Source organism: Neobacillus sp. DFD-2R (assembly GCF_057747865.1).
On record NZ_CM173228.1, the window covers coordinates 337412 to 359920 of the forward strand.

Annotated in this window: 16 protein-coding genes; 12 read left to right on the forward strand and 4 right to left on the reverse strand. The window is 36.5% G+C overall.

Features of this window, described 5'->3' with window-relative positions:
- Positions 1–125: 125 nt before the first annotated feature.
- Complete coding sequence (locus AC3ANV_RS01735; RefSeq protein WP_488311971.1) at positions 126–1568, forward strand: GntT/GntP/DsdX family permease; 1443 nt, start codon at positions 126–128, stop codon at positions 1566–1568.
- 311 nt (positions 1569–1879) lie between these two features.
- Positions 1880–3166, forward strand: a complete 1287-nt coding sequence (locus tag AC3ANV_RS01740; RefSeq protein ID WP_307414353.1) for an IS110 family RNA-guided transposase — start codon at positions 1880–1882, stop codon at positions 3164–3166.
- A gap of 493 nt (positions 3167–3659) precedes the next feature.
- On the opposite strand, the gene AC3ANV_RS01745 is transcribed toward AC3ANV_RS01740, so the two are convergent.
- Positions 3660–4271, reverse strand: a complete 612-nt coding sequence (locus AC3ANV_RS01745) for a TetR/AcrR family transcriptional regulator (protein ID WP_488311972.1) — start codon at positions 4269–4271, stop codon at positions 3660–3662.
- Between the two features lie 116 nt (positions 4272–4387).
- Between AC3ANV_RS01745 and AC3ANV_RS01750 the strand changes: the two genes are divergently transcribed.
- Both AC3ANV_RS01750 and AC3ANV_RS01755 read left to right on the forward strand, forming a co-directional pair.
- A complete protein-coding gene (locus AC3ANV_RS01750; protein ID WP_488311973.1) occupies positions 4388–4960 on the forward strand; it encodes a cysteine hydrolase family protein in 573 nt (190 codons plus the stop codon).
- A 131-nt stretch (positions 4961–5091) separates the two neighbouring features.
- Positions 5092–6492, forward strand: a complete 1401-nt coding sequence (locus tag AC3ANV_RS01755) for an MFS transporter (RefSeq protein ID WP_488311974.1) — start codon at positions 5092–5094, stop codon at positions 6490–6492.
- A gap of 169 nt (positions 6493–6661) precedes the next feature.
- Here AC3ANV_RS01755 and AC3ANV_RS01760 read toward each other — a convergent pair whose 3' ends face one another.
- Together AC3ANV_RS01760 and hpaB are read right to left on the reverse strand one after the other, a co-directional pair.
- Positions 6662–7168 carry a DUF3231 family protein gene (locus tag AC3ANV_RS01760; protein WP_488314107.1) on the reverse strand — a complete coding sequence of 169 codons (507 nt, stop codon included), beginning with the start codon at positions 7166–7168 and terminating at the stop codon, positions 6662–6664.
- Between the two features lie 238 nt (positions 7169–7406).
- Positions 7407–8849: a 4-hydroxyphenylacetate 3-monooxygenase, oxygenase component gene (gene hpaB, locus AC3ANV_RS01765; protein WP_488311975.1), complete on the reverse strand. Its 1443-nt coding sequence runs from the start codon at positions 8847–8849 to the stop codon at positions 7407–7409.
- A 405-nt stretch (positions 8850–9254) separates the two neighbouring features.
- Between hpaB and AC3ANV_RS01770 the strand changes: the two genes are divergently transcribed.
- From AC3ANV_RS01770 to AC3ANV_RS01800, 7 genes are all read left to right on the forward strand, one after another.
- A complete protein-coding gene (locus AC3ANV_RS01770) occupies positions 9255–9383 on the forward strand; it encodes a hypothetical protein (protein WP_488311976.1) in 129 nt (42 codons plus the stop codon).
- Between the two features lie 332 nt (positions 9384–9715).
- Positions 9716–10618 (forward strand): DMT family transporter, encoded by a 903-nt coding sequence (locus tag AC3ANV_RS01775; protein ID WP_488311977.1) that lies wholly within the window; start codon positions 9716–9718, stop codon positions 10616–10618.
- Between the two features lie 460 nt (positions 10619–11078).
- Positions 11079–11711 carry a hypothetical protein gene (locus tag AC3ANV_RS01780; protein WP_488314108.1) on the forward strand — a complete coding sequence of 211 codons (633 nt, stop codon included), beginning with the start codon at positions 11079–11081 and terminating at the stop codon, positions 11709–11711.
- 792 nt (positions 11712–12503) lie between these two features.
- The gene (locus AC3ANV_RS01785; RefSeq protein ID WP_488311978.1) at positions 12504–12638 is read left to right on the forward strand and encodes a BA3454 family stress response protein; all 135 of its coding nucleotides are present in this window, start codon (positions 12504–12506) and stop codon (positions 12636–12638) included.
- Between the two features lie 166 nt (positions 12639–12804).
- Entirely contained in the window at positions 12805–12957 is a 153-nt protein-coding gene (locus tag AC3ANV_RS01790; RefSeq protein WP_488311979.1) for a hypothetical protein, read from the forward strand.
- 340 nt (positions 12958–13297) lie between these two features.
- Positions 13298–18958, forward strand: a complete 5661-nt coding sequence (locus AC3ANV_RS01795; RefSeq protein ID WP_488311980.1) for a DNRLRE domain-containing protein — start codon at positions 13298–13300, stop codon at positions 18956–18958.
- Between the two features lie 36 nt (positions 18959–18994).
- Positions 18995–19474: a hypothetical protein gene (locus AC3ANV_RS01800; RefSeq protein WP_488311981.1), complete on the forward strand. Its 480-nt coding sequence runs from the start codon at positions 18995–18997 to the stop codon at positions 19472–19474.
- An 803-nt stretch (positions 19475–20277) separates the two neighbouring features.
- Here the strand turns inward: AC3ANV_RS01800 and AC3ANV_RS01805 are convergent.
- Entirely contained in the window at positions 20278–20517 is a 240-nt protein-coding gene (locus AC3ANV_RS01805; protein WP_488311982.1) for a C39 family peptidase, read from the reverse strand.
- On the opposite strand from AC3ANV_RS01805, the gene AC3ANV_RS01810 reads away from it, so the two are divergent.
- Positions 20499–22499 (forward strand): GH-E family nuclease, encoded by a 2001-nt coding sequence (locus AC3ANV_RS01810; RefSeq protein WP_488311983.1) that lies wholly within the window; start codon positions 20499–20501, stop codon positions 22497–22499. The two genes, AC3ANV_RS01805 and AC3ANV_RS01810, sit on opposite strands and share 19 nt — an antisense overlap.
- Positions 22500–22509 lie beyond the last annotated feature (10 nt).

A 22509-nucleotide genomic window follows, 5' to 3' on the forward strand; every position in this document is an offset into this window, starting at 1 on the left:
AAAACTGTACATTAACCTTAGCTGCTAATTCAAACGACGGTTTGAAAGCGTTATCTATTTAACAAAGGGAGAACTGAGAGCGCTCTCTCTCATAAAAATTTACGATTTTATAAGGGGTGTTTCATTTGACAGGTCATGATATTTCATTGCTCGTTATTGCCGTATGCAGCATTTTATTACTGATCTTCCTAATTGTTTCAAAATTGCGTTTACATCCTTTGTTGGCGCTTTTAGTAGTGTCCATTTGTGTGGGGGCAGCCTCCGGTCTCGACACAAAAACGATTGTAAGTTCAATAGAAGACGGTGCAGGGGGTACACTAGGTGGAGTTGGATTGCAAGTAGCACTCGGAGCGATGCTGGGAAAAATATTGGCCAATTCAGGTGCAAGTGACCGAATTGCTTCTGCCATTTTGAGCCGGTCCACCAATCGAACTTTACCATGGCTAATGGGTACAGCAGCATTTATTATTGGAATTCCGATGTTCTTTGAAATCGGGCTCATTATGCTTTTACCACTCGTATTCTCTGTCTCTAGAAAACTTGAGAAGCAAGGAAATATTAAAGGTTCAGCGTATGTTTATGTTGGAGTTCCGGTTATCGCAGCTCTTGCCACCATGCATGGTATGGTACCGCCGCATCCTGGTCCTCTTACCGCTATTGCCGGATTTAAATCAGATTTGGGGATTACGATGGTTTATGGTCTTATCTGTGCTATTCCTGCTGCCATCCTGGCAGGTCCGGTATATGGGAAATTTATTGCACCACGGGTGACCGTTCGTCCTGATCAGCAGTTGCTCGATCAATATACAGCTGCAAATGAAAAAATAGAAGCAAATCCTCTTGGTTCCAGTGCAGAGCAATATATGGCAGCAACAGTAGAAATTGAAGAGAAGCACCCTGTCTCTCTAGCAACTTCTTTTCTGGTTATTTTGCTGCCAATGCTAATGATGCTAAGCCGTGCGTTAGCAGAGACAGTGTTTAAGGGTTCAGCCACTTTTAATAAAATAACAGAATTTGTCGGAGATCCCGCCATTGCCTTGTTAATTGGCCTTTTAGTAGGAGTAGTTTTATTAGGCTATGCCCGGGGAACAGATTCAAAGAAACTTCGTGATTCGCTAGGTGCAAGTCTTAAACCGATTTCAGGTATTTTATTAATTATTGCTGGCGGCGGCGCTTTTGCGAAAGTTCTCGTTAACTCCCACGTTGGCAATGCCATTATTCATCTAACACATGGACTGTCTCTTTCTGCGATCGCAATCGGCTGGCTGATTGCCGCGCTGTTATCTGTTACAACTGGTTCTGCAACGGTTGGAATTGTTGGAGCAACCGGCTTGTTAGCACCACTTGTTGGATCCGATCCGAGCATTAATAAGGAGTTGCTGGTAGTAGCCATCGGTTCGGGGTCCTTATTCTTTAATTATGCAAACCATGCAGGTTTCTGGTTAGTAAAAGAATCTTTTAGTATGTCAATGGGTGAAACCTTTAAAACGATCACAATCATCCAATCTATTATTGGAATTGTTGGATTGGTTATGGCTTTATTGCTAAATTTGCTGCCACATTTCTAAAATTAAGAGCTTGGAACTCATCCGGGTTTTCAAGCTTTTTTTTCAGACGTATATCCGTGAATTTTTCGAAAAATAGATGGATTTCTGCCAAGAGTCTAAAGTGGCGTGATGCTAGTTCTTGGATGGGAAAACAAAATAGATACAGAGTAATTAACGGAGGCTAAAAAGAAAAATTCTTATTCAACAAACTGGCAGCATTCCTGTAATGAAGAAATATGAGGTTTGAATATAAAAAAGCCCCTTGGTAAGATATGAGTGTCCAAAGCTTGGCGGCAAAAAGGACACAAACAAATTACCAGGAGGCTATTTAAATGAATTATAACCAAAATGAAAAGATTGCTCAAATTACTTCTCAAACATTAATTATAGGTGTTGATATTGCTAAATACAAGCATGTGGCAAGAGCTCAAGACTTTAGAGGTTTAGAATTTTCGGCACCCTATTACTTTGAAAATTCAAATTCTAGCTTTAACTGTTTCATAGAATGGATTAAAAATTTAATGGATCAAAACAAAATGGAAAAAGTGATTGTAGGAATGGAGCCGACAGGTCACTATTGGCTTAATTTAGCTCACTTTCTTAAAGAAAAAAATATTAAATTTGTAGTTGTAAATCCTATGCATGTAAAGAAGAGTAAAGAGCTGGATGATAATTCTCCAACGAAAAATGATGTAAAGGATGCAAGAGTTATTGCACAGTTGGTCAAAGACGGGAGATATGCTGAACCGAATATTCCGCATGGAGTTTATGCAGAACTTCGAGTGGCTCGAAAAATACGTAATCTCCTAGCTGTTGATCTTCAAGCAGTTCAGGGGCAAGTCCATAATTGGATAGACCGCTACTTTCCAGAATTCCTTACGGTATTTAAAGATTGGGAAGGTAAGTCGGCGATCCAATTATTAAAACTAAATTTATTGCCTCATGAGTTAGTGAACCTTTCGGAACAAGAAATATTAATACATCTTCGAAAAGCTGTTAAACGTGCAGTTGGAATCGGTAGAATAAAAGAACTAAAGCAGGTTGCCACTGATTCTATCGGCATTCGTGAAGGTTCGGGTATGGCTAAATTAGAGCTAAGCACGTTAATAGACAAATATGAGCTTATAAAGGAAAAGTTCGAAGAACTGGAATCTAAAATAGATAAACTTCTTGAACAAATTCCTGGTGTTGAACAAATGTTGGCGATTAAGGGAATAGGGAAAGACACGGTTGCAGGCTTTTATGCGGAGGTTGGAGACTTAGGCAACTACACCCACCCTAGACAGATTATCAAATTGGCTGGGCTGAGCCTGAAGGAAAATACATCTGGAAAGCACAAAGGACAAACCAAAATTACCAAGAGAGGAAGGAAGACTTTAAGAGCACTCCTCTTTCGGGTGGCAATGCCTTTGGTCGCTAAAAATAAAGCTTTTAAAGCATTACATGAGTATTTTACAAAACGCCCAAATAATCCATTAAAAAAGATGCAATCGTTGATTGCAATATGTAACAAGCTTATACGAATTCTGTTTACCATCGGTAAAAAGCAGTGTGAATTTAGTGAAGAACGTATGTTAAGGGACATTCCTCATATGGCGGAATTACAGATAGCAGCTTAAATTTCTTTTAGTGAAATTCATTAAGTAGTAGTTTTATTGTTTTAGACATTTGAAGCACGGATTAGTCAGTAAATCAACTAAAATACGGGCAAGGACCCTGTCTGGCAGCATGACTGACATCCACCTCATGGAAAGGTTGGACGAAGGAATTTTGGAGCTTGGACTCTGTGAGAAATGGGAGGGTTGACCTCCATGAGAAATGTGGAGATCTACCAGTGCGACCATACTTTATCTAGTTATCCAACTTTTGGATAAGGTTGGTTTGGTTAACTATAAGTTTCTTTTTCACTTTGTCCCCAAAATTATCCTTTAGTACACTATAATTCCAATATTCAAATGGACTTTAAAACAAACTACTACGAAATTTGGAGAAAACAAGAGAAATCGTGAGATTTTCCTTTCTATATAGAGGGAGTTTAGTTCAACAAGAAAAGAGGATTTTACTACAAAAAAGGTTCCAAAATTCAGGGAACCTTTTTTGTAATTACTTTAATTAATTGGAAATAAAGGTTGAACAGAGCAGTTCCAATATTTCCTCAGGCGAATAACCACGCACATCCTTTTGAAAAAAATAGGAATCGCTGCTTAAAGCCGTTAGCACCATATCGGCTTTAAAGACACTGTGCGAATAGGTGGTTTGCTCTTTTGCTGTCATTTCGTCAAATAGTTGAACCAATATTTGTTGTAATTCAACATATAAAGGGCTTTGGGTTCGGGACTTAAGTGGGTTCGTTGACTTCGTTTCCTCGACTCCTGTAAGCAATTGAGCTTTTTTTTCTCTGAAACGAATAAAAAAGCTTATTATTTCTTTCAATTTTTGATTAGCCGGAACTGTTTCGTTTTCTTCCAAGTATGCTTCAATATCCTCGAAAAATAGATCAACACTGTCTTTAATTAAATCTAGACATAACTCACCTTTGTTTCTATAACGGCGATAAAGTGTTCCTGGACCAATTTGTGCTTCTGTGGCAATTTGATTCATACTTACCTGTTCAACACCATATTGCTCAAATAGTCTATGAGCTGTATTCAATATAAGCTGACGATTCTTTGCAGCATCACGTCGCTCAGTCCGAATACGGGGTGTATTCTCGTCATTTACCATACCATCACATCCTAAAAATCAATACGTATCTTGACAGACGGAGATGTCTCCATTTAATATAAAAAAGGAGAAGTCTCCGTTTAAATTCTAAATGAAAAAGGAGGAAATGACAACTTATGCAAAATCAAAGTAAGAAAGCCGCATTATTAGTAATGGATTTACAAAATGGCATTGTACCACATTTAGGAGAAAATATAGAAGAAGCGATTATTCCTTATCAAAAGGCAATAAAAGCAGCCCGTGAACACTCTCTTCCGGTTATTTTTGTCAGAGTGGGGTTTAGCGAGGGGTATCCTGAAATTAGTCCAAAAAATAAGGCATTTTCAGCTATATCTAAATATGGTGCCATGACGGTTCATGATCAAGCAACACAAATTCATGAATCCATTCAACCTGAAAGAAATGAACCGATCATTACGAAATATCGAGTAAGTGCTTTTTGTGGAAGTAATCTTGAAGTAATCCTACGAGCACAACAAATTGAGACACTTGTTCTCAGCGGAATTGCTACGAGTGGGGTAGTTTTATCCACTTTAAGAGAGGCAGCGGACAAAGACTTTGAAATTAAAGTGCTAGAAGACGCTTGTTTTGATCGGGATCCGGAGGTTCACCGAGTTCTAATGGAGAAGGTATTTCCACGTCAAGCCGATGTGTTAACAGTCCAATCCTGGATTGCTACATTGAACTAAACAAAGAGGGTCTGTTTCCGTTATGGTGAAATAGACCCGAACGAGTATGCCCTTCCGTTTTTTTATGATTTACACAGCCGTTTTTTACAGTTCCTGAAACCTTTCAAGATTAAATGAAGGAAGGAAGAAAATTGTCGATATTTAGTAACAACAAGAAGGCTACAAATAAAAAGTATTTTAATCAAAAATTGATTGCTCCAATGGTTTTAGGTTCCATTCTAAATCCTATTAACTCCTCGATCATTTCAGTTGCTTTAATTCCAATTGGGCAGGCGTTTGGTGTATCATCTACCCAAACAGCATGGCTTGTTTCTGCTTTATATCTTGCTACGGCAATTGGACAGCCGGTCGTAGGAAAACTAATTGATATTTTCGGTCCAAGACTCCTTTTTTTAATCGCAACATCACTAGTAGGTATCTCTAGTTTAATCGCGATCTTTGCCCCTACTATTTGGTGGTTAGTGGTTGCCAGAGTTTTACTTGGTTTTGGAACCTGCGCTGGTTATCCCGCCTCTATGTATCTTATCCGTAGTGAAGCAGAGCGAACAGGTGAGGATCGTCCAACGAGTATTCTTACATTATTAGCAATTGCTAGCCAAACCATTGCCGTTGTTGGACCTACCTTAGGGGGACTACTCATTGAAGTTGGTGGTTGGCAAAGTACATTTATCGTAAATATTCCTTTGTCATTAGCTTGTGTGTTCTTGGGCTACTTTCGTTTTCCAAGGGTTTTAGGAGATTCACTAAGAAAAGAGGAAAAAATTATTTCCATTGATTTTATAGGTATCCTTTTCTTTGGAATCACTTTAATTTCCGCTCTCCTTTTCTTAATGAGTCCGAGTTGGCATAATGAATATTTATTAATGATTGCAATCATCTCCGGTGTCATTTTTACCGGCTTTGAGTTGAAAATAAAAAATCCTTTTATTGATTTACGATTATTAGGTGGGAATACCCCCTTGTTATTAACCTATGCCAGAGGTTTACTTTCAGCTACCGTATCATACTGTTTTCTTTATGGATATATTCAATGGTTAGAAGCAGGTAGGGGGCTGTCACCTACCTATTCTGGTCTGTTGCTATTGCCGATGTTTTTAACGTCGATCATCATTTCTAAAACAACCGGAAAAAATCCGGCAATCCATATGAAATTGATGGTAGGGAGTATCGTTCAGTTTATTGCTATGTCACTGCTGCTATTTACAAATCATTCAAGCAGTCTTGTTTATCTTGTTGTCATTGCTATACTATTCGGAATACCTCAAGGTATATTAAATTTGGCTAACCAAAATGCTGTTTATTTTCAGGCTTCTTCCAAACAAATGGGTGCTTCAGCCGGTTTGTTAAGAACCTTTATGTACATGGGAGCTATGCTTGCTTCCGCTGCCAACGGATTGTTTTTAAAATCCGAAGCTATTACAAATGGGCTCCACTATCTAGCAATATTCAGTTTAGTCATTTGTTTTATTCTAATTATTACCCTATTAGATCGATCCTTGAGCAAAATTGGAAAAAAACACATGAGCATGTAAAATAATGTACTTACACTAAAGGAGTGCTTTACTCAAAAATCATTTGAAATTATGTGATTATCTTGAATGCAACTCCAGCTATAATGATTGGATTACTAATGGTAGCTTATTCTCTTTTTATTCAAATAAGAAATGGGCGACACAAAGTATCGCCCTAGAATATTATACATTATTCAGATTTCTTTAAATGAAGAGGAGGAGGGACTAACCATCCTTTTTCCTTATTTAACTTTAACATTTTTAAACCAAATTGTGCCTTTGCTAAATGAAACTGTCCATACATCATAGCAATATCTTCTCTGATACTTTGGCCCATTATTTGGCTACAAGCTACTAATGCAGCAGCGACGTCCTTGGAAATAGATGCACTAATCTCTGGATCAGTAAATCTTGCTCCAACAGGGATGTCCTCTAAATTTGCATTTGGACGATCTGGTGGGGCTGGAGGCAAGCCGATACCATTTGTTTTAAGAAGTTCTTGTAATTGATGGTTTTCGTTTTTCATACCTTCAATTGCTTCTTCAATAAGTTTTTTCAAGTCCTGATCACCAGTATGATTTATATAAGACTGATAACCGGCAATTAAGCCATTGTTTGCCAATAGGTGAGACCAAGTTCCGAAAACCTCCCCATAATGCATTGGTTCATCCTGAGGATTACCACTTAAAATTCCCATGACTACACTCCTTATCACCTTTTGTACATTCATGAAATACTCCTTTAAAGGAAATAGAACACAGGGATTATTATTAAATAATAAATTAAGGATTATTCATTTTTTTTAGAAGTGTATGGTCTACAAGCGATAAAAAGCAAGGAAACCAAATGCCGATGCTAGGGAGTTAAAAGGTAAGAGGAAGAACTTGCAGCTTAATACTCTTACTTGGTTTTCGTTTTAATCAGTTATTCCTTCTTCAATTTAGATCTAAGAATTTGCTTATTTCTCCAACATATTGATCTTTTAGATAATTTCTGTATAAATTACTGGATAATCGAATGGGATCACCAAAAAAGTATCTTTCATAGTGGGTTTGTCTTGTACCAAATGAACTCATCGTAAGATCCCAGGCCAAGCGGAATAGTTTAACTCGGTCCACGGCATTCAGACTATCCGCTTGAAGATATTGGTCCAGTTCTGCCCTAATTTCAGAATCAAAGGCTTTTTCGGTTGGTAATGAAACCATTCCGCTAGCTCCAATTAATTGTATAATTTCGCTGAAACGGGGATAAATTCTCGGAAAAATGTTACTGGCAACTTGTAATGGTATCATACTGGGACGCATATATCCCCATTCATCTAATTCTGCATCATTTTCTGACTTCTCTAGGAGTGCTTTCATGGTTTCAAGACCAATGATCATTTCGGAAAGTTTTTCTTGTATATGTTGATACTCGCCAACGTTAATCGTCTCGACAAGAAGTTGAGCAACTCCAAGAATAAATTCTGTTTTTAAAATTTGTCTGGTTATAACTTGATGATAGGCGAATTGGTAAAAAGAGCTTTGAAGCAGGAATTCAGTAGCTGCTTCTACATTATTGTAATAAAATACCCGATCCCATGGAACCAAAACATTGTCAAAAACAACAATTGAATCCATTTCTTCATATCTTGAACTTAATGGATGATTAAAAGAAGATTTTCCCCCCACAAAAGATTCCCTGCAAATAAATTTTAATCCTTTTGTATTAGATGGGATGGAAAAGGAAAACGCCTCACTCGTATCAAAAAACACTCTCGGAGCAGAAAAAACTAAAACTTCATCCGTTAAACCACCTTGAGTGGCAAGCAAGCGAGCGCCTTTTATGACCAATCCTTTTTCATTTTTATCGATTACCTTAGCCGAGATTGGCTCCTGCGAAAATCCCAAATTGACTTGGGAACGATTTACCTGTGGCGTAATAAATGTATGTGTAAATGATAAGTCGTGTTCCATAGCCCTTTCATAAAGGGATTGAATGTTTTCAGGAAAACAATTTTCTCTGCCGCCTAAAATGGCGGCGGAAGAAGCAAATCCCATCACTACCGTATTCATATAGTCAGGACTTCTTCCCATCATTCCATGCGTGTGTCTTGCCCAATGTTCAATCATTTTTCTTCTTCTTTTTAAATCCTCTTTCGTTTTGGGCTGTAAGTAGGAAAGTCCAATAGGATCTTCTTTTTCGGGTAAAAAGAAAGTCATCTCATCTTTTATTCCCTGAGTATTCTGTAAATCATAAAGGGAAGCCTTTGTCATAACAATTCCTTTAAAGGAAGGATGCTCAGAAATTTTGCCTTTAATTTTATCTCCATCATACCAAATTTCATTCTCCAATCTATCTAGACGTTTAATAAAATCATTTCCGTTTATGATCCCCATTTTCTTACTACTCCTTTTGTTGAAAACATCAAAAAATTAGTACTGGCTTGAGCTAGTATCATATTATTGGATAACTTGGTTGCTTGTTCCAATTGGAAAAGCCTTGTTTTAAAATGGGGAAAATCCCCAATCTAAATGGAATTTTCAATGCTTTGGGGGTGTTATATCTCAGGAGTTTTTGGTTATTTGTGAAGAATTGTACTACAAGTAACAGGGGGCTTGAGTTTTAGATCAGAGCTGTCATCGGGGCAGCTTTTTTTGTTGAACTAACTGGCAGTATAATTTAAAAATAAAATGAATACATAATGAACCAATCGAAAAAGCAATTGAAGATATTAACGAATTATATTAAAATGGTTTTTCTGCTTGCATATTAATGATATATCATAATCCGGAGGGGAAATCATGAATAAAACAGAGAAATTGAAACAGGAATTGCAGGTCTTGACCAGTCGGCGTGATCGGATGCAGAAGAATCTTTATGAAGTGGAAAAACGCATTAATGAAATTGTTAATGAATTGAAAAAACAATAACAAATGTAAGCCCCCCTTTGTTTTTTACTTATTTATTAGTAAAGGTAAAAACGTAAAGTAGGGATTGTCTCTCTTCATTTGCCACTTTAACTTCAGCATCTCTAAACGATACATTTATTAGCATTAAAAAAACGATACAGTGCTTCTGATACCAGAGTACCTTAAATAGTTGGCTGCCCACAAACGGCAGCCTTTTTTTATTGAACTAAAGTGGAGTTTAGTGGAAGAAGAAAAATGTTCAAATCTGGTTTATTGACTCCTTCAAATTTGTTACAATTACTTTTTGAAAAGTTATTAACATATTAAGGTAAACAGTAGAATGGGGTAATGCAATGACAAATTTTATGTACATATTTTGCTTAATGGTATGGGGGCTAAATTTTATTGCGGTGAAAATTCAAGGAACACCCGTCAGTTTGGAATTATCATTATCATATCGTTTAGTTATGACAGCTTTTTTATTTTTAGTTCTTGTGTGGTTCCTTAAACCAAAGGGGAGACCACGTACAAAAGATTTCCCGTTTATTATAGTTTTTGGTGTATGTAACTTTGCATTAAGTTATCTGTGCCTTTATTACGCCACAATTTTGAGCTCTGCTGCCATTGTAACTTTAATCTTTTCGTTAAAAGTGATATTGACTCCGATTGCTCTCCGTGTTTTTTTAAAAGAGAAATTACATTCTCGCGTGTTAATTGGGGGAATTCTAGGGGTATTTGGAGTATGTGTCCTAATCTATCCGAACTTAAATGATTTTCAAGGACTTACTGATTTAAAAGGAATCATGATTGCTTTGTTAGGTACGATTCTAACAGCTGTTGGTGATGTAAGTTCTGCAAGAAATGCTAATAGAAAGATTAACCCTATCTATGCAAATGCTATTGGTTTTACAATTGCTGGTGTTTTAATGGGGGTAATTGTATTGCTCCAAGGAAATAAAATTATACTTCCAACAACAGTTACATATTTATCTGCTTTGCTATATTTAACTTTGATTGCTTCTTTTATGGCTTGGCTATTTTATTTAAAACTTGTAGAAAAAATTGGAGGGGCAAAAAGCGGGTATATGGTAGCTCTATTCCCAGTAATTGGAGGGGTTGCTTCTGTCTTAATTGGTGAATCAACTCCATCAATTTATTTGGTAGTAGGGTGCCTTTCTAGCTGTATTGGAGCTGCAATTGCTTTAGGGGTTAGAATTCGAAGTCAGAATAAAAATCTGCCTGTAAATACTAATTAAGAATAGACTTCCTCATTAAGCTAACGGGTGCTTGAATTCAAAAGGGTTGAATTAAGTTAATGGAAAAGCAACCAAAGATAGCGGATGTATAATTATTTATTCGGTTGAATAAACATTCATATTATGTTAATATAATAATAGTTTAAATTCTTCTGAGTTTAGACCTCCTAAAATGGACTTAGCCTAGACCACTAAGTTCAACTTTGACCTTTGATTTTATAGATCAAAGGTATTTTTTTTGTTTGGATATTGTTGTGAATTGTCACACATTCTACATAATTGTTGATTTAAATTGAATATAGTTTTGTAAAAAATTTGCACTTAAACAAACGGTTAGTCACATAAAAAATATGGAAAAATAGTGCAAATATGTTTTATTTTATGTTAGAGTTTAAGTGTTAAAAAAATATTACTAGAAATTAAAAAATGTTCTTATGTTAATAAGGAGGGTAGTTTTTTGATGAATAATGATAATAAAGAATATAAACGGCATTGGAGTCGATTTATAGCTTTTACATTTATCGTTGGTTTAATTGTGGCTCTTTTTTCAGTTGTTTCTGACCATTTACCATATTTAAAAGACGGTGTAACAATTACCCAATTTATCGTTTCTTATTTAGCGGTAATGATAAATTCCTTACCAATGTGGTTAATTATTGCAATGCTTGTTGGCTTTATATTTGCGAGGAATATTAAGGAGGCACCATTATTTGGTGCTATTTATACAATTTTTGCAATTACTTTTTACTTCGTAATTGGTTATTTTTATACGGATTTAACAATATCGGTATCATTCAAAGAACAGGCAATGGCATATGCGACCTGGTATGGGGCGTCAGCTATAGGTGGTATCTTTGGCGGCACTTTAGGATATTTAATAAAAAAAACACCATTTGTACTACTGGTTTTAATTGTAGGGTTGATTATACAGTTGATTGTAAATGGTACAAGCAGTTGGAGTGATATTGTTGGAATTGCGCAAAACGTTACGTATTGTCTAATGATAGTAATCACAATTATTTATATAGGGATTGTGAGGAAAAAAATAAAAGAAAATATTAATTTAATATGTGAAGAGATACACTTAAAGTAACGGGTGCGATTGCTTTACAAAGATAATCGCCTTTTCTTATTGAAGTTACTGATAGTTTAATAAGAAGTCAATGGTAGGAAATACTAATACCTGAAATTTTGAATTTTCCCGCCAAATACTTATTAATAGGCAGTTATAATTGGGACTGTTCACATATCGTTTATGATTTAGAGACCAACCAAATTCATCGCTGTAAGAGATATACTAGTAATCAATTAAATAGTTGGGCTAATCTCAAAACATTTCTAAGCGACGAAAAAAAAGGTTAACGCAATTGTCTGATGAAAACGGGATTGAATTTGATGAGGATTTACCGATTACACCGTAAAATGTTCCTTGTTCAACGGGTGCGTTAGATTAATAAATAAGTAAGAAATCCATCTTATCAAAGGTGGCTTTTTTATTTTGGGGAAATTTAGTTTGAAGGATTAAAACAAAAAGGTAATTAAAGGTCGGTATAAGGAGCGGGCCTTTTTAGTTTTTTATTTCGACATTTTTCTGCATTCTCAGAAGTGTAAAAAAATTCATAAGAGATTAGAATCATAAAAAGTTTGTTGATTTTATTGACTTTGTCAGTTATTACCAGTGCTAGTTAGTATATTAATTTTGGTTAAGTTGAGAATTTGTCAAATCTTGACCTTTTTTTTAGCTTTAATCACTTTCATTTTATTTGTAAAATAAAAAAAAGTTAAAAAACATTATAGAGATAACTAAATGAAATTGGATTTATTAGAGAAGTGGAATGAACAAAAAGTGAGAATTATTAGATTTATATAAAGGAGATAGAGCAAAATGTACAAGTATACAATCTATGTATCACATAAAGGTAAAGTTTATCAAACTAATGTAATAGCTACCAAAAACCAAACAGAAGAAGAAGTTTATCGTATAGCAAAAGAACAAGTTCTGAAACAATGGGCAAATTAAATACGGGATCCTGGGATTAAAAGGATCTCAAATGGAACTTCTACTTGAAGAATAGATTTTGGATAGCTTCCTTTACTTGAATATCCAGCTGCCAATGACGGCTTTGGAGAATTTTATCAAGAATATTAATTATATATAAATTATAATAAGAGGAGTTGGTGGGTTTATGAAGAATGCTGATAACCTTACTATAGAGGAATTGGAAAGACGGATTGCTCATTTTGAGGATCGTCTTACGGATTTTATTATTACCGAGGAACAAAGAGAGTTAATCCAAGATAGGTTAAGGGAACTAAAGAACGCTAAACTTTTTAAATAAAATAATAATACATATATAAAGAGCACACTTTATAGTAAAAAAGCCATCCATACAAAATCTATATGGATGGCTTTTTCATTTTCCGGGAACATCCGGAAACCTATAGAACATTGTTAAATTTGATACGTATATGCTGTTGAAAACAGGCATCGACATACCCTTTTTTATAGACAATAGAGGATATTTCATAGATAGTAGTTTAACTGTTAATAAGTAATGCAAATACAAAATAATAGAAATCCTTCCATAATTTACACGATATCCAATATTTAATAATATAGGTATAATTATCAAGGCTATCCGGGTAGTACATAATTTATGAGGGGAAGAAAAATAGTATATGTCTTTACCGTTTCGATCATTCTATCGTTACTTTGCGATTATCATCGCATTTTGCCTGATTTTCAGTTTAATAGGGCCCAATTTTACGGAAGCAGCTCCAGGCGTAAACCAAAGGACTCCTAAAAAACAAACTATAACTTCAGATGTGGGAGAAATTCCAAATAAACTTCCAAAAACGAAACTCGAATTGACGAGTAAGCGAACAAAATATTCCACTCGCTATCTCAATCCAGATGGGAGCTTTACAGAAGAAATCTTTTTAAATCCTCAGTTTTATCAAGATCCTACAGACAAAAAATGGAAAAAGATTGATAATACTCTCAAAACAAGTACATATAAAGCTGGGAAACTAGAAAACACCGCCAATGACGTAAAGACTTGGTTAGCCGATCAAGCCGGTACAAGTGATTTAGCGTCCGTTGAAAAAGACGGGAAAAGTGTTTCCCTTATTCCTGTTCAAGCTAAAAGCGTAAAAGGTATTGTTAAAGGGAATGAAATTACCTATCCGGGAATATTCCCAGATACTGATGCACGTTATCGAATACAAGGCGATACGTTAAAGGAAGATCTTATCCTTCAGCAATATAGCCAAAACACTTTTACTTTTGAACTTAAACTCAATGGGGTTAAGCCCGTTGTAGGGAAAGATGGGTCTATTAGCTTTACAGATTCGAAAAGTAATAAAGTTTGGTACTTTAAACATTTATTTATGACAGATGCTAATGGCAAGTATTCAGACAAGGTTAGTCTCAAACTTCGTGATGAGAATGGAAAAACCTATGTAGATGTTGTAGCTGATCAAGCTTTCCTTCAAGATAAGGATACGAAATATCCTGTTACAATTGATCCGTCGATAGACACCTGGGATGTTCAAAGAGATAACTTCGTCGCTAGCTCGTTCCCAACCTCCATCTATTCCAGTAATACGTACATGGATACGGGCTATAACAGTTATTTTGGCTCTACCCGTGGTCTGGTTCAATTTTATCTGCCTAGTCTGCCAAGTGATAGCAAAATTTCAAGTGCTACGTTTAAAGCCTATCAGACTCAAGTAGATGCTACCAATGTGTCAGTCGATTTAAATCGAATTACCAGCAGTTGGACTAGTTCTGTAACATGGAATACCCAACCTACTAATCAGACCACACCGGAATCAACGGTAACGAGTAATACATCGAATGCTTACTGGCAATGGACCATTACTCAATTGGTTAAAGATTGGTATAACGGGGTTACTCCAAACTATGGATTCATGTTAAAACAACAAAACGAAACGACTTCACCATACCGTACCTTTACTGCAGTAAATAATGGAAATAATACTCCGCAATTGACCATTAACTACACGGTTGATCCAATTGGTGTGGAAAATTATTGGGGTCTTACGAAGGATGGCGTAAATCCTGCCAACGGAAATTTGGTTTATCAGAAAAATGATTTATCCATTCCGGGACGTGGCGTACCGGTAAGTATGACTCGTACGTATAACAACCGCAAATCTGATGTTGCCGGAATGTTTGGATATGGATGGACCAGTAATGTTGAAAAGAAACTTGTGGATTCTGGAACTGGCCCCATCACGCTCATCGATGAAGACAATACTCGTCATATCTTTGGACAGAAGATCGGTGGTGGGTATGTAGCTGCTGGCGGTGATTATTTAACACTCGTGAAAAACGGAGATGGAACCTATACCATCACGCAGACGGACGGAACAAAAGAAAACTATAATACAAGTGGAAGGGTATCCTCCATTGTTGATACAAATGGAAATACCACAACGTTCACTTATGATGGAAACAGGAAATTAACTACCATAAAGGATGCATCATTAAGAAGTACCACCTTGACGTATGGGACTAATGGGTATGTTTCTAGCATGACCGATCCAGCGAATCGTACGATTAATTATGGATATGATGGATCCGGTAATTTAACAACTGTTACGGACGCAGCTGGAAAAATTACGACATTGTCTTATAGTACTAGCCATGCTCTGACAGGAATTACCGATGCTCGTAACATCACAACGACCATTAGTTACGATACTTCCAATAGGGTTCAGAGTATTAGTAAACCGATTACCATCAATGGAACCTTGCAAACTAGTACCACCACCTTTTCCTACGACACGACGAACCTAGTGACGTCTGTGACGGATGGGGAAGGAAAGAGAATTGACTACACCTATACGGCAAATGGCAATGTGGTTCAGGTAACTGAAAATCCATTGGATTCTGCAAACAAAGCCATCACTACGTATATGTACGACAATAATAACAACCTTACTCAGGTTCAAGATCCAAACACGAATAAAACGGGTGGCACGAGTAAGTATGTTTATACGTACGATGGGAATGGAAACATTACAGCGGTGCAGCTTCCAGGCGGTCAAACGAGCTATAACACGTTTGATAGCCAAAACAATCTAACGAAAGAACAAGATTTTAATAGCAATATCACTTCATCCGATTATGATTCTAAAAACAATCAAACGGAATCGACTGATGCAAATGTTCAAACGTCTGCACGTCGATACTATGCAAATGGGAACATGGAATATGATACGAAACCAATGTCTGTTGCAGATAATAAATTGGCTAATTCTAGTTTTGAACTTGATAACAATACGGATAACTGGCCGGATAACTGGACTCAAGCGACTGAAACAGGGAAATCTGCTACATTTGCTTGGTCAACAACATCCAAATTCGGAGCAAAAAGTATTAGTATTTCGAATCCAACCGGGTGGGCACTCGTTCAATCAGATAAAACTCCTTATGTAACTGGCGATAAATATATTGTTAGCGGGTATGTAAAAACGTCCGGAACAACAGGAACGTCTGTTGTCAAAGTAGAATTCTTGGATTCAACAGGGGCATGGATTAGTGAAAAACCAGCGTATCAATTAAAAGGGACTCAAGACTGGACTCGTATTCAAGCGGTGATTGACAGCGTACCGGCGAATACCGTATCCATTCGAGTGTCTGTGGGACTTAACGCTGGATCGGGAACGGCTTATTTTGATGGGGTTCAGTTGGAAAAAGGGACTGTCTTAAGTGCTTATAACCTCGTGGACAACTCCAGCTTTGAACGTAACGCTGGTTTAAATAGCATACCGGATAACTGGACAACAAGTGGAAATCTGTCTTCTACCAATGATGGAATCGATAAAAACGTCAATACGGGTGATGACAAGGTTTACAGTGGAACATACGCGTTTAAAATGACAGGTGAAAAGGGTAAAAACAAATATATTAAGCAACACATCATTTTTTCCGGTGATTCGAGTACACCTTTGACCCTGTCCGGATGGTCAAAACAAGTAGGTGCCGATGTCAATGGAAGTAATTATACGCTTCAGGTTGCCATTAACAACACCGATGGTACCGTCGATTGGACGAATGCGAATGATTTCAGCAAAACCAACACAGAATGGCAACATGTAGCTGCACAAGTAAAGCCAACGAAAGCCTTTACTTCCATTGATGTGTACTATTACTACTATGATCAATTGGGAACGGCTTGGTTTGATTCGATGCGTCTTGAATTAGGTAATTCTTTAACCAATTACACGTATGACGCAGCCGGAAACTATAACACAGAAATCGATAATCCAGTAGGTAATAACGTTACAAATACCTATGATGGTGTAGGTAACCAAACCAGCATGACCGACGGAAAAGGACAGAAAACCTCTTTTGCATACGATGTATTGAATAGACTAACGAAAGTAACGGATGCAAATCAAGGGATTACTTCCTATGGGTATGACGGAGTAGGAAATCAAACTTCGGTAACGGATGCAAACAATCATGTAACTAATTACAGTTATAACGAGTGGAATTTGATTTCTAGTATGACAAACCCGTTAAATCAAGTCATTCAATATGGATATGACAAGAATGGGAATAGGACGAAGGTAATCTTCCCAAATGGAGATTCAGTATCTTATGCCTATAATGGTTTGAATCGCATGGACAGCATTTCCTACAATGGAATGAAACAGTGGGATTTGGCGTATGACGCGAATGGGAACCTTACTTCCTCTACCGATTCGGCTGGAAAGGCCACGACTTACACGTATGACAAAAATAATCGTGTAACTCAAGTATCTGAAGGAGCATCCAACAAAATTGATTATGTGAATGATAATAATGGGAATCCTACTTCGTTAACGGTAACTACAGGAGCTACAACAGTTTCCACTGGATATACGTTTGATCAACAGAATCAAGTAACTGCTCTATCTCGGAATAGTGTAAATCAAGCGAAGTTTGTCTATGATGAGCAAGGAAATGTTATATCCATTAATCGTTCAAATGGCACTTATACGTCATATGAATATGACGATGCTAATCGCTTAAAATCTATAAAGAACTATAACTATGCAGGTTCGCTGTTAGATTCATACAGCTATACGTATGATGCGAACGGCAACAGAACCAGCGTAGTAACAAGTACAGGTACAATTTCGTACCAATATGATGCATTAAACCAGTTAACTCAAGAAACCTTATTAGATGGTACGACCATTGCCTATCAATATGATGCAGTTGGAAATCGTACAAAGAAAACAGTAACGCATGGCTCCACAACGATAACAAATTATTCGTACGACGCTGCCAACCAGCTGACAGCTGTAAATGGACAAGCGTATACGTACGATTCAAATGGAAACTTGACAAGTAATGGTACGAATATCTTCATCTACGATGTTGAAAATCATTTAATTCAAGTGAAAAAATCGGATGGTACGAGCTTAGCTACCTTCACGTATGATCAAGAAGGTAAGCGAACTAGTATGACCACTTCAACTGGAACGACTTATTTCCATTACAATGGTGATAAAGTTGTTTACGAAACAGATGCCAATAATAATATTGTCGCTGATTATACTTGGGACGATCTAGGAAATCCAGTAACGATGACCAAGGGGGGAACAACGTACTATTATCATGTGAATGGCCATGGGGATGTAACTGCCCTTACGGATGTGAGCGGAAATACCGTTGCACAGTATCAGTATGATGCTTGGGGGAATATCATTTCTCAATCAGGTACGTTGGCTTCCTCTAACCCTTATCGATATGCAGGTTATCAATACGATGAAAGTACAGGATTATACTATCTGATGGCTCGTTATTACGACCCAAATGTAGGTCGATTTATTACAAGAGATACATTCCAGGGTATTCAGGATGACCCCTTAAGTATTAATCAATATGCATATACTAAAAACAATCCTGTAATGTATATTGATCCAACTGGACATTGGTCATGGAAGGATCCAATAAAATCAACGATGCGATGGGCTATCCATACGTTGGCTAACGAGCTTAGAAATAATACATTAGCAGACATGAGTTTAATGTTCCTTGGAGGAGGAATTGGAGCAAGAGCAGCTTATAAGGCTGCAATGACAGGTTTAAGATTTGCAGAAAGATATGTATTTAGGAGATCAGTGATAGGATTTTTTAAAGGCGCCATGGCTGGTTTTCTTGGAGAGACAACCCCTATGATAGACCATATTGTTTCTGTTGGGGGTAAATTATTTAATTATGAAAATTGGTTTGATAGGACTAGGCCAGGTAAAGCTATTGATAATGCTATTACACGGTCAGAATCATATATAATTGGATTAATAAATCGATGGTGACGATATTTTTCCTAAATAAAATAGAAGGGAAAATTTATGGACTTTTTTCATTTTGCCCCTAAACTATGGGATATTACGATATTTATCATTTTTATCTTGCTTATATATAAAAAGTTTTTTATACCCGTTAAAAGATACGAAGACATAATAAATAGAGCTACTAACTATGCATTTTTTTTCCGAAATAGAAAAAAGGCAATTGGAATATTAAAGAAAGCTCTTTATGATACCCCATTATCAAATATAGAGAAGGCATCTATATTAATAACAATAGGTCTTTTTTATTTTAAAGAAAAAGATTATGAGCAGGCAACTAATTATCTTGATAATGCCATTCATATTACACTTAATGAAAAATTTTTTTATAATAAAACACTTCTTGATGTAATAAAAACTTATTGTTATATGAATCAAAAACCAAAAGCGATTAATCTTTATCATAATCTATTAGAACGGCAAAGTTATGATCCTAGATTTTCACGGATAAAAAGACTGGAGAATTGGTTAAGGATTTAATAAGGAATTCTGACTCTTCTATGTAAAAACAGTTCTTTAAGGGAACGTCACTATGAACAATTTGGAGCGGCTTGGTTTGATTCAATGCGTCTTGAAATAGGTAGTTCTATTACCAATTACACATTATGATGCATCGTAAAACTATACCACAGAAATCAATTCAAAAAAGCAAATGTATACCCGTTCGAAAACAACCATTTTTTACGTTCGTAAAACTTATAAAATTATTTATGAACGTTCTCGGATTTTATTATACTTTTACGAACGGTGTGGTATTGGATATGCCTTTATTGGATACTACTCAATTTAAAGACAGTCTAGGTACCTTTATTACAGAGTTGGGATATAAATTCTTTCTTAGATGGCAGAAAATGAACACAACTGAATTCGAAAAAGGATGTGTAAAGGTATGGCCATAAAAAACTACATAGCTTTTGGCAGACCGAAATCCACCATTACTGAAGAGTTTAAACAAGCTTATCATCAATGGTAATCGAGGGAGATGACAGTAAAGAAGGTGAAATAAGAATATAACGACACCTTTTATAAAACTGGGTAGGGAGTACGAAAGAATAGTGAAAAGGAGCCTCCTAAAAAAGCCTTTGCTCAATGAGAGCAAAGGCTTTTTGTCAATTGGGATTACTTTACTTCACTGTGGAAGTCCTGCCGTTTTAACAATTTACTGCGTTAATTTGTTAGGAGTAAATAAACGAGATGGGGATTAAATGATTCACACTATAACTTACTAATCTAGCAACTTCTATGGTAAAAAAAGGCGTATATTTTAATACTTCTAGAATTAATTATCGGACAACTAACGCACGTTTTCCCATATCTGTATAAATTTTGTTGAAACGGGTTTTATCTATTGCATAGTTTTTATTTCCATTTAAAGGATCATTTATATAAAAATTCTTCGTACTCGCTCCGGTTACAACAATGCAGTGCAAGGGTTGCGGCCACCAGTATTTTTGGTTATTTAGATATTTAAAATGGTTTAGGTCCTTTACGTCCCTATAACCGATTGTATACCAAACTAGCACGGGGTTTCCAGTTTAATCAAGGAGATAAGATTACTTTTGGATATGATTCATCAGACCGCATCACATCCAAAACCTTAAATCAATCGTCGATTCCGAATTTCAGCTATACGTATGATAATAACGGAAATCTTGGGCTGCTTACTGATAATGATAATAACGTTTCTTATCGTTACGATTATGATTTATTAAACCGTGTAACAAACGAAAAAGATTCAGTGGGTAATAGTTTTCAATTTACCTATAATCCAAATAGTCAAATTACGTCCCATCAGTTTAGCACGCCAAGCAACACATATACTACATCGTATTCTTACGATAGTGTGGGGAATCAGACATCGGTATCATATAATCAAAGCAAAATCGATTTCACGTATGATACGTTAGGACGCCTGCAGCAAAAAGTAATTAACCTGGCAAGTGGTAATTATGCAACAGCATATACCTTTAAACAAGGGTTAGCATCCGGAAAGACAACATATTTAGTCGATACGTATACCAATGGTACCAATAGTCCTTTATCCTATACGTATGATAAAATGGGGAATATCAAGACCATTACGCAAAGTGGAAAGACGATCACTTACTCGTACAACGAATTAAATGAATTGCTCCGTGAAGACAATGCCGTAAATGGACAAACGTTGGTGTTCACTTATGATGTGGGTGGCAATATCAAAACCAAAAACATCTATGCTTATACGGATCCATCCCAAACGCCAGCCAACTCGGTAAAAACGTATACCTATAACTACGGGGATACGAATTGGCATGATTTGTTGACATCGATAAATATCACAACGTATACGAATGGAACACCAACAACCGTCACAACGACTATCGCTTACGACCCAAATGTAACAGGAAATCCAACATCGTATGACAACAATACGTTAACATGGACATGGGGTAAGGAGTTAAAGAGCTTCTCGAACGCAACCTATGGTATTTCCTATTCATACAATGACGATGGGATTCGTACCAAAAAGATCGTTACGAATAAACAAACGAATAGTACGGTTACGACTAATTATATCCTAGACGGAGATAATGTTGTTTACGAGTCAGATGGAACGAATAACCTTCATTATACGTATGACAGCGAGGATAACCTTTTAAGTCTCAACCTTAACGGTACTGAATATTACTATATCTTTAATGCTCAAGGTGACGTAATAGGGTTATTAGATGGCAACGGAAACCAAGTCGTAACCTATCAATACGATTCATGGGGGAACAGTATATCCATAACGGGGACATTAAAGGATACCGTTGGGAAGCTAAACCCATACCGATACCGTGGGTACCGATATGATTCTGAAACCAACTTATATTATTTACAAAGTCGCTATTATAACCCGGACTGGGGAAGATTCATCAGTGCAGATGATATTGTAGGGAAAACGGGAGAATTGCTTACTCACAATATGTTTGCTTATGCCCGTAATAATCCTGTGAATCATGTGGATTTAAACGGAAATTGGGTTGTAGATGCATTCTTTTTTGCGGCTGATACGGGTTCATTTCTTGCACATCCTACAGCAAGTGCAGCTGGATGGATATTACTGGATGTAGCATCATTTGCAGATCCTACAGGTGCTGCATCGACAGCTGCTCATATAGCTAAAGGTGCTCACTTGGCTGAAGAGGCAGCAAAGGCTACTAAAATAGCGAAAAATTTCAAAAGACCAACTTACTTTAGAAAAGGGGTAAGGGATAAAGTATGGGAAAATGCAAAAGGTCTTGATGGAAAAGTTAGGGACCCTTTAACTGGTCGTGTTATGAATAAACATGAGGCGTGGGATATGGGGCATAAACCTGGTTATGAATTTAAAAAGCATCAAAAAAGTGCTATAAAAAGGGGTATATCTCGGAAGCAATTTTTGAATGAATATAATAATCCTCACCATTATCGTCCTGAGCTTCCAAAATCAAATAGAAGTCATAGAGGCGAAAATTTAACTGATGAATATTTTGGATACTAATATTTTTATT

Coding starts and splice junctions, on each gene's coding strand:
- hpaB (WP_488311975.1), bottom strand. CDS start 8,849: ATGGGGATCATAAACGGAAATGATTTTATTAAACGTCTAGATAGATTG.
- AC3ANV_RS01740 (WP_307414353.1), top strand. CDS start 1,880: ATGAATTATAACCAAAATGAAAAGATTGCTCAAATTACTTCTCAAACA.
- AC3ANV_RS01775 (WP_488311977.1), top strand. CDS start 9,716: ATGACAAATTTTATGTACATATTTTGCTTAATGGTATGGGGGCTAAAT.
- AC3ANV_RS01770 (WP_488311976.1), top strand. CDS start 9,255: ATGAATAAAACAGAGAAATTGAAACAGGAATTGCAGGTCTTGACCAGT.
- AC3ANV_RS01745 (WP_488311972.1), bottom strand. CDS start 4,271: ATGGTAAATGACGAGAATACACCCCGTATTCGGACTGAGCGACGTGAT.
- AC3ANV_RS01760 (WP_488314107.1), bottom strand. CDS start 7,168: ATGGGAATTTTAAGTGGTAATCCTCAGGATGAACCAATGCATTATGGG.
- AC3ANV_RS01750 (WP_488311973.1), top strand. CDS start 4,388: ATGCAAAATCAAAGTAAGAAAGCCGCATTATTAGTAATGGATTTACAA.
- AC3ANV_RS01795 (WP_488311980.1), top strand. CDS start 13,298: ATGTCTTTACCGTTTCGATCATTCTATCGTTACTTTGCGATTATCATC.
- AC3ANV_RS01800 (WP_488311981.1), top strand. CDS start 18,995: ATGGACTTTTTTCATTTTGCCCCTAAACTATGGGATATTACGATATTT.
- AC3ANV_RS01780 (WP_488314108.1), top strand. CDS start 11,079: ATGAATAATGATAATAAAGAATATAAACGGCATTGGAGTCGATTTATA.
- AC3ANV_RS01785 (WP_488311978.1), top strand. CDS start 12,504: ATGTACAAGTATACAATCTATGTATCACATAAAGGTAAAGTTTATCAA.
- AC3ANV_RS01790 (WP_488311979.1), top strand. CDS start 12,805: ATGAAGAATGCTGATAACCTTACTATAGAGGAATTGGAAAGACGGATT.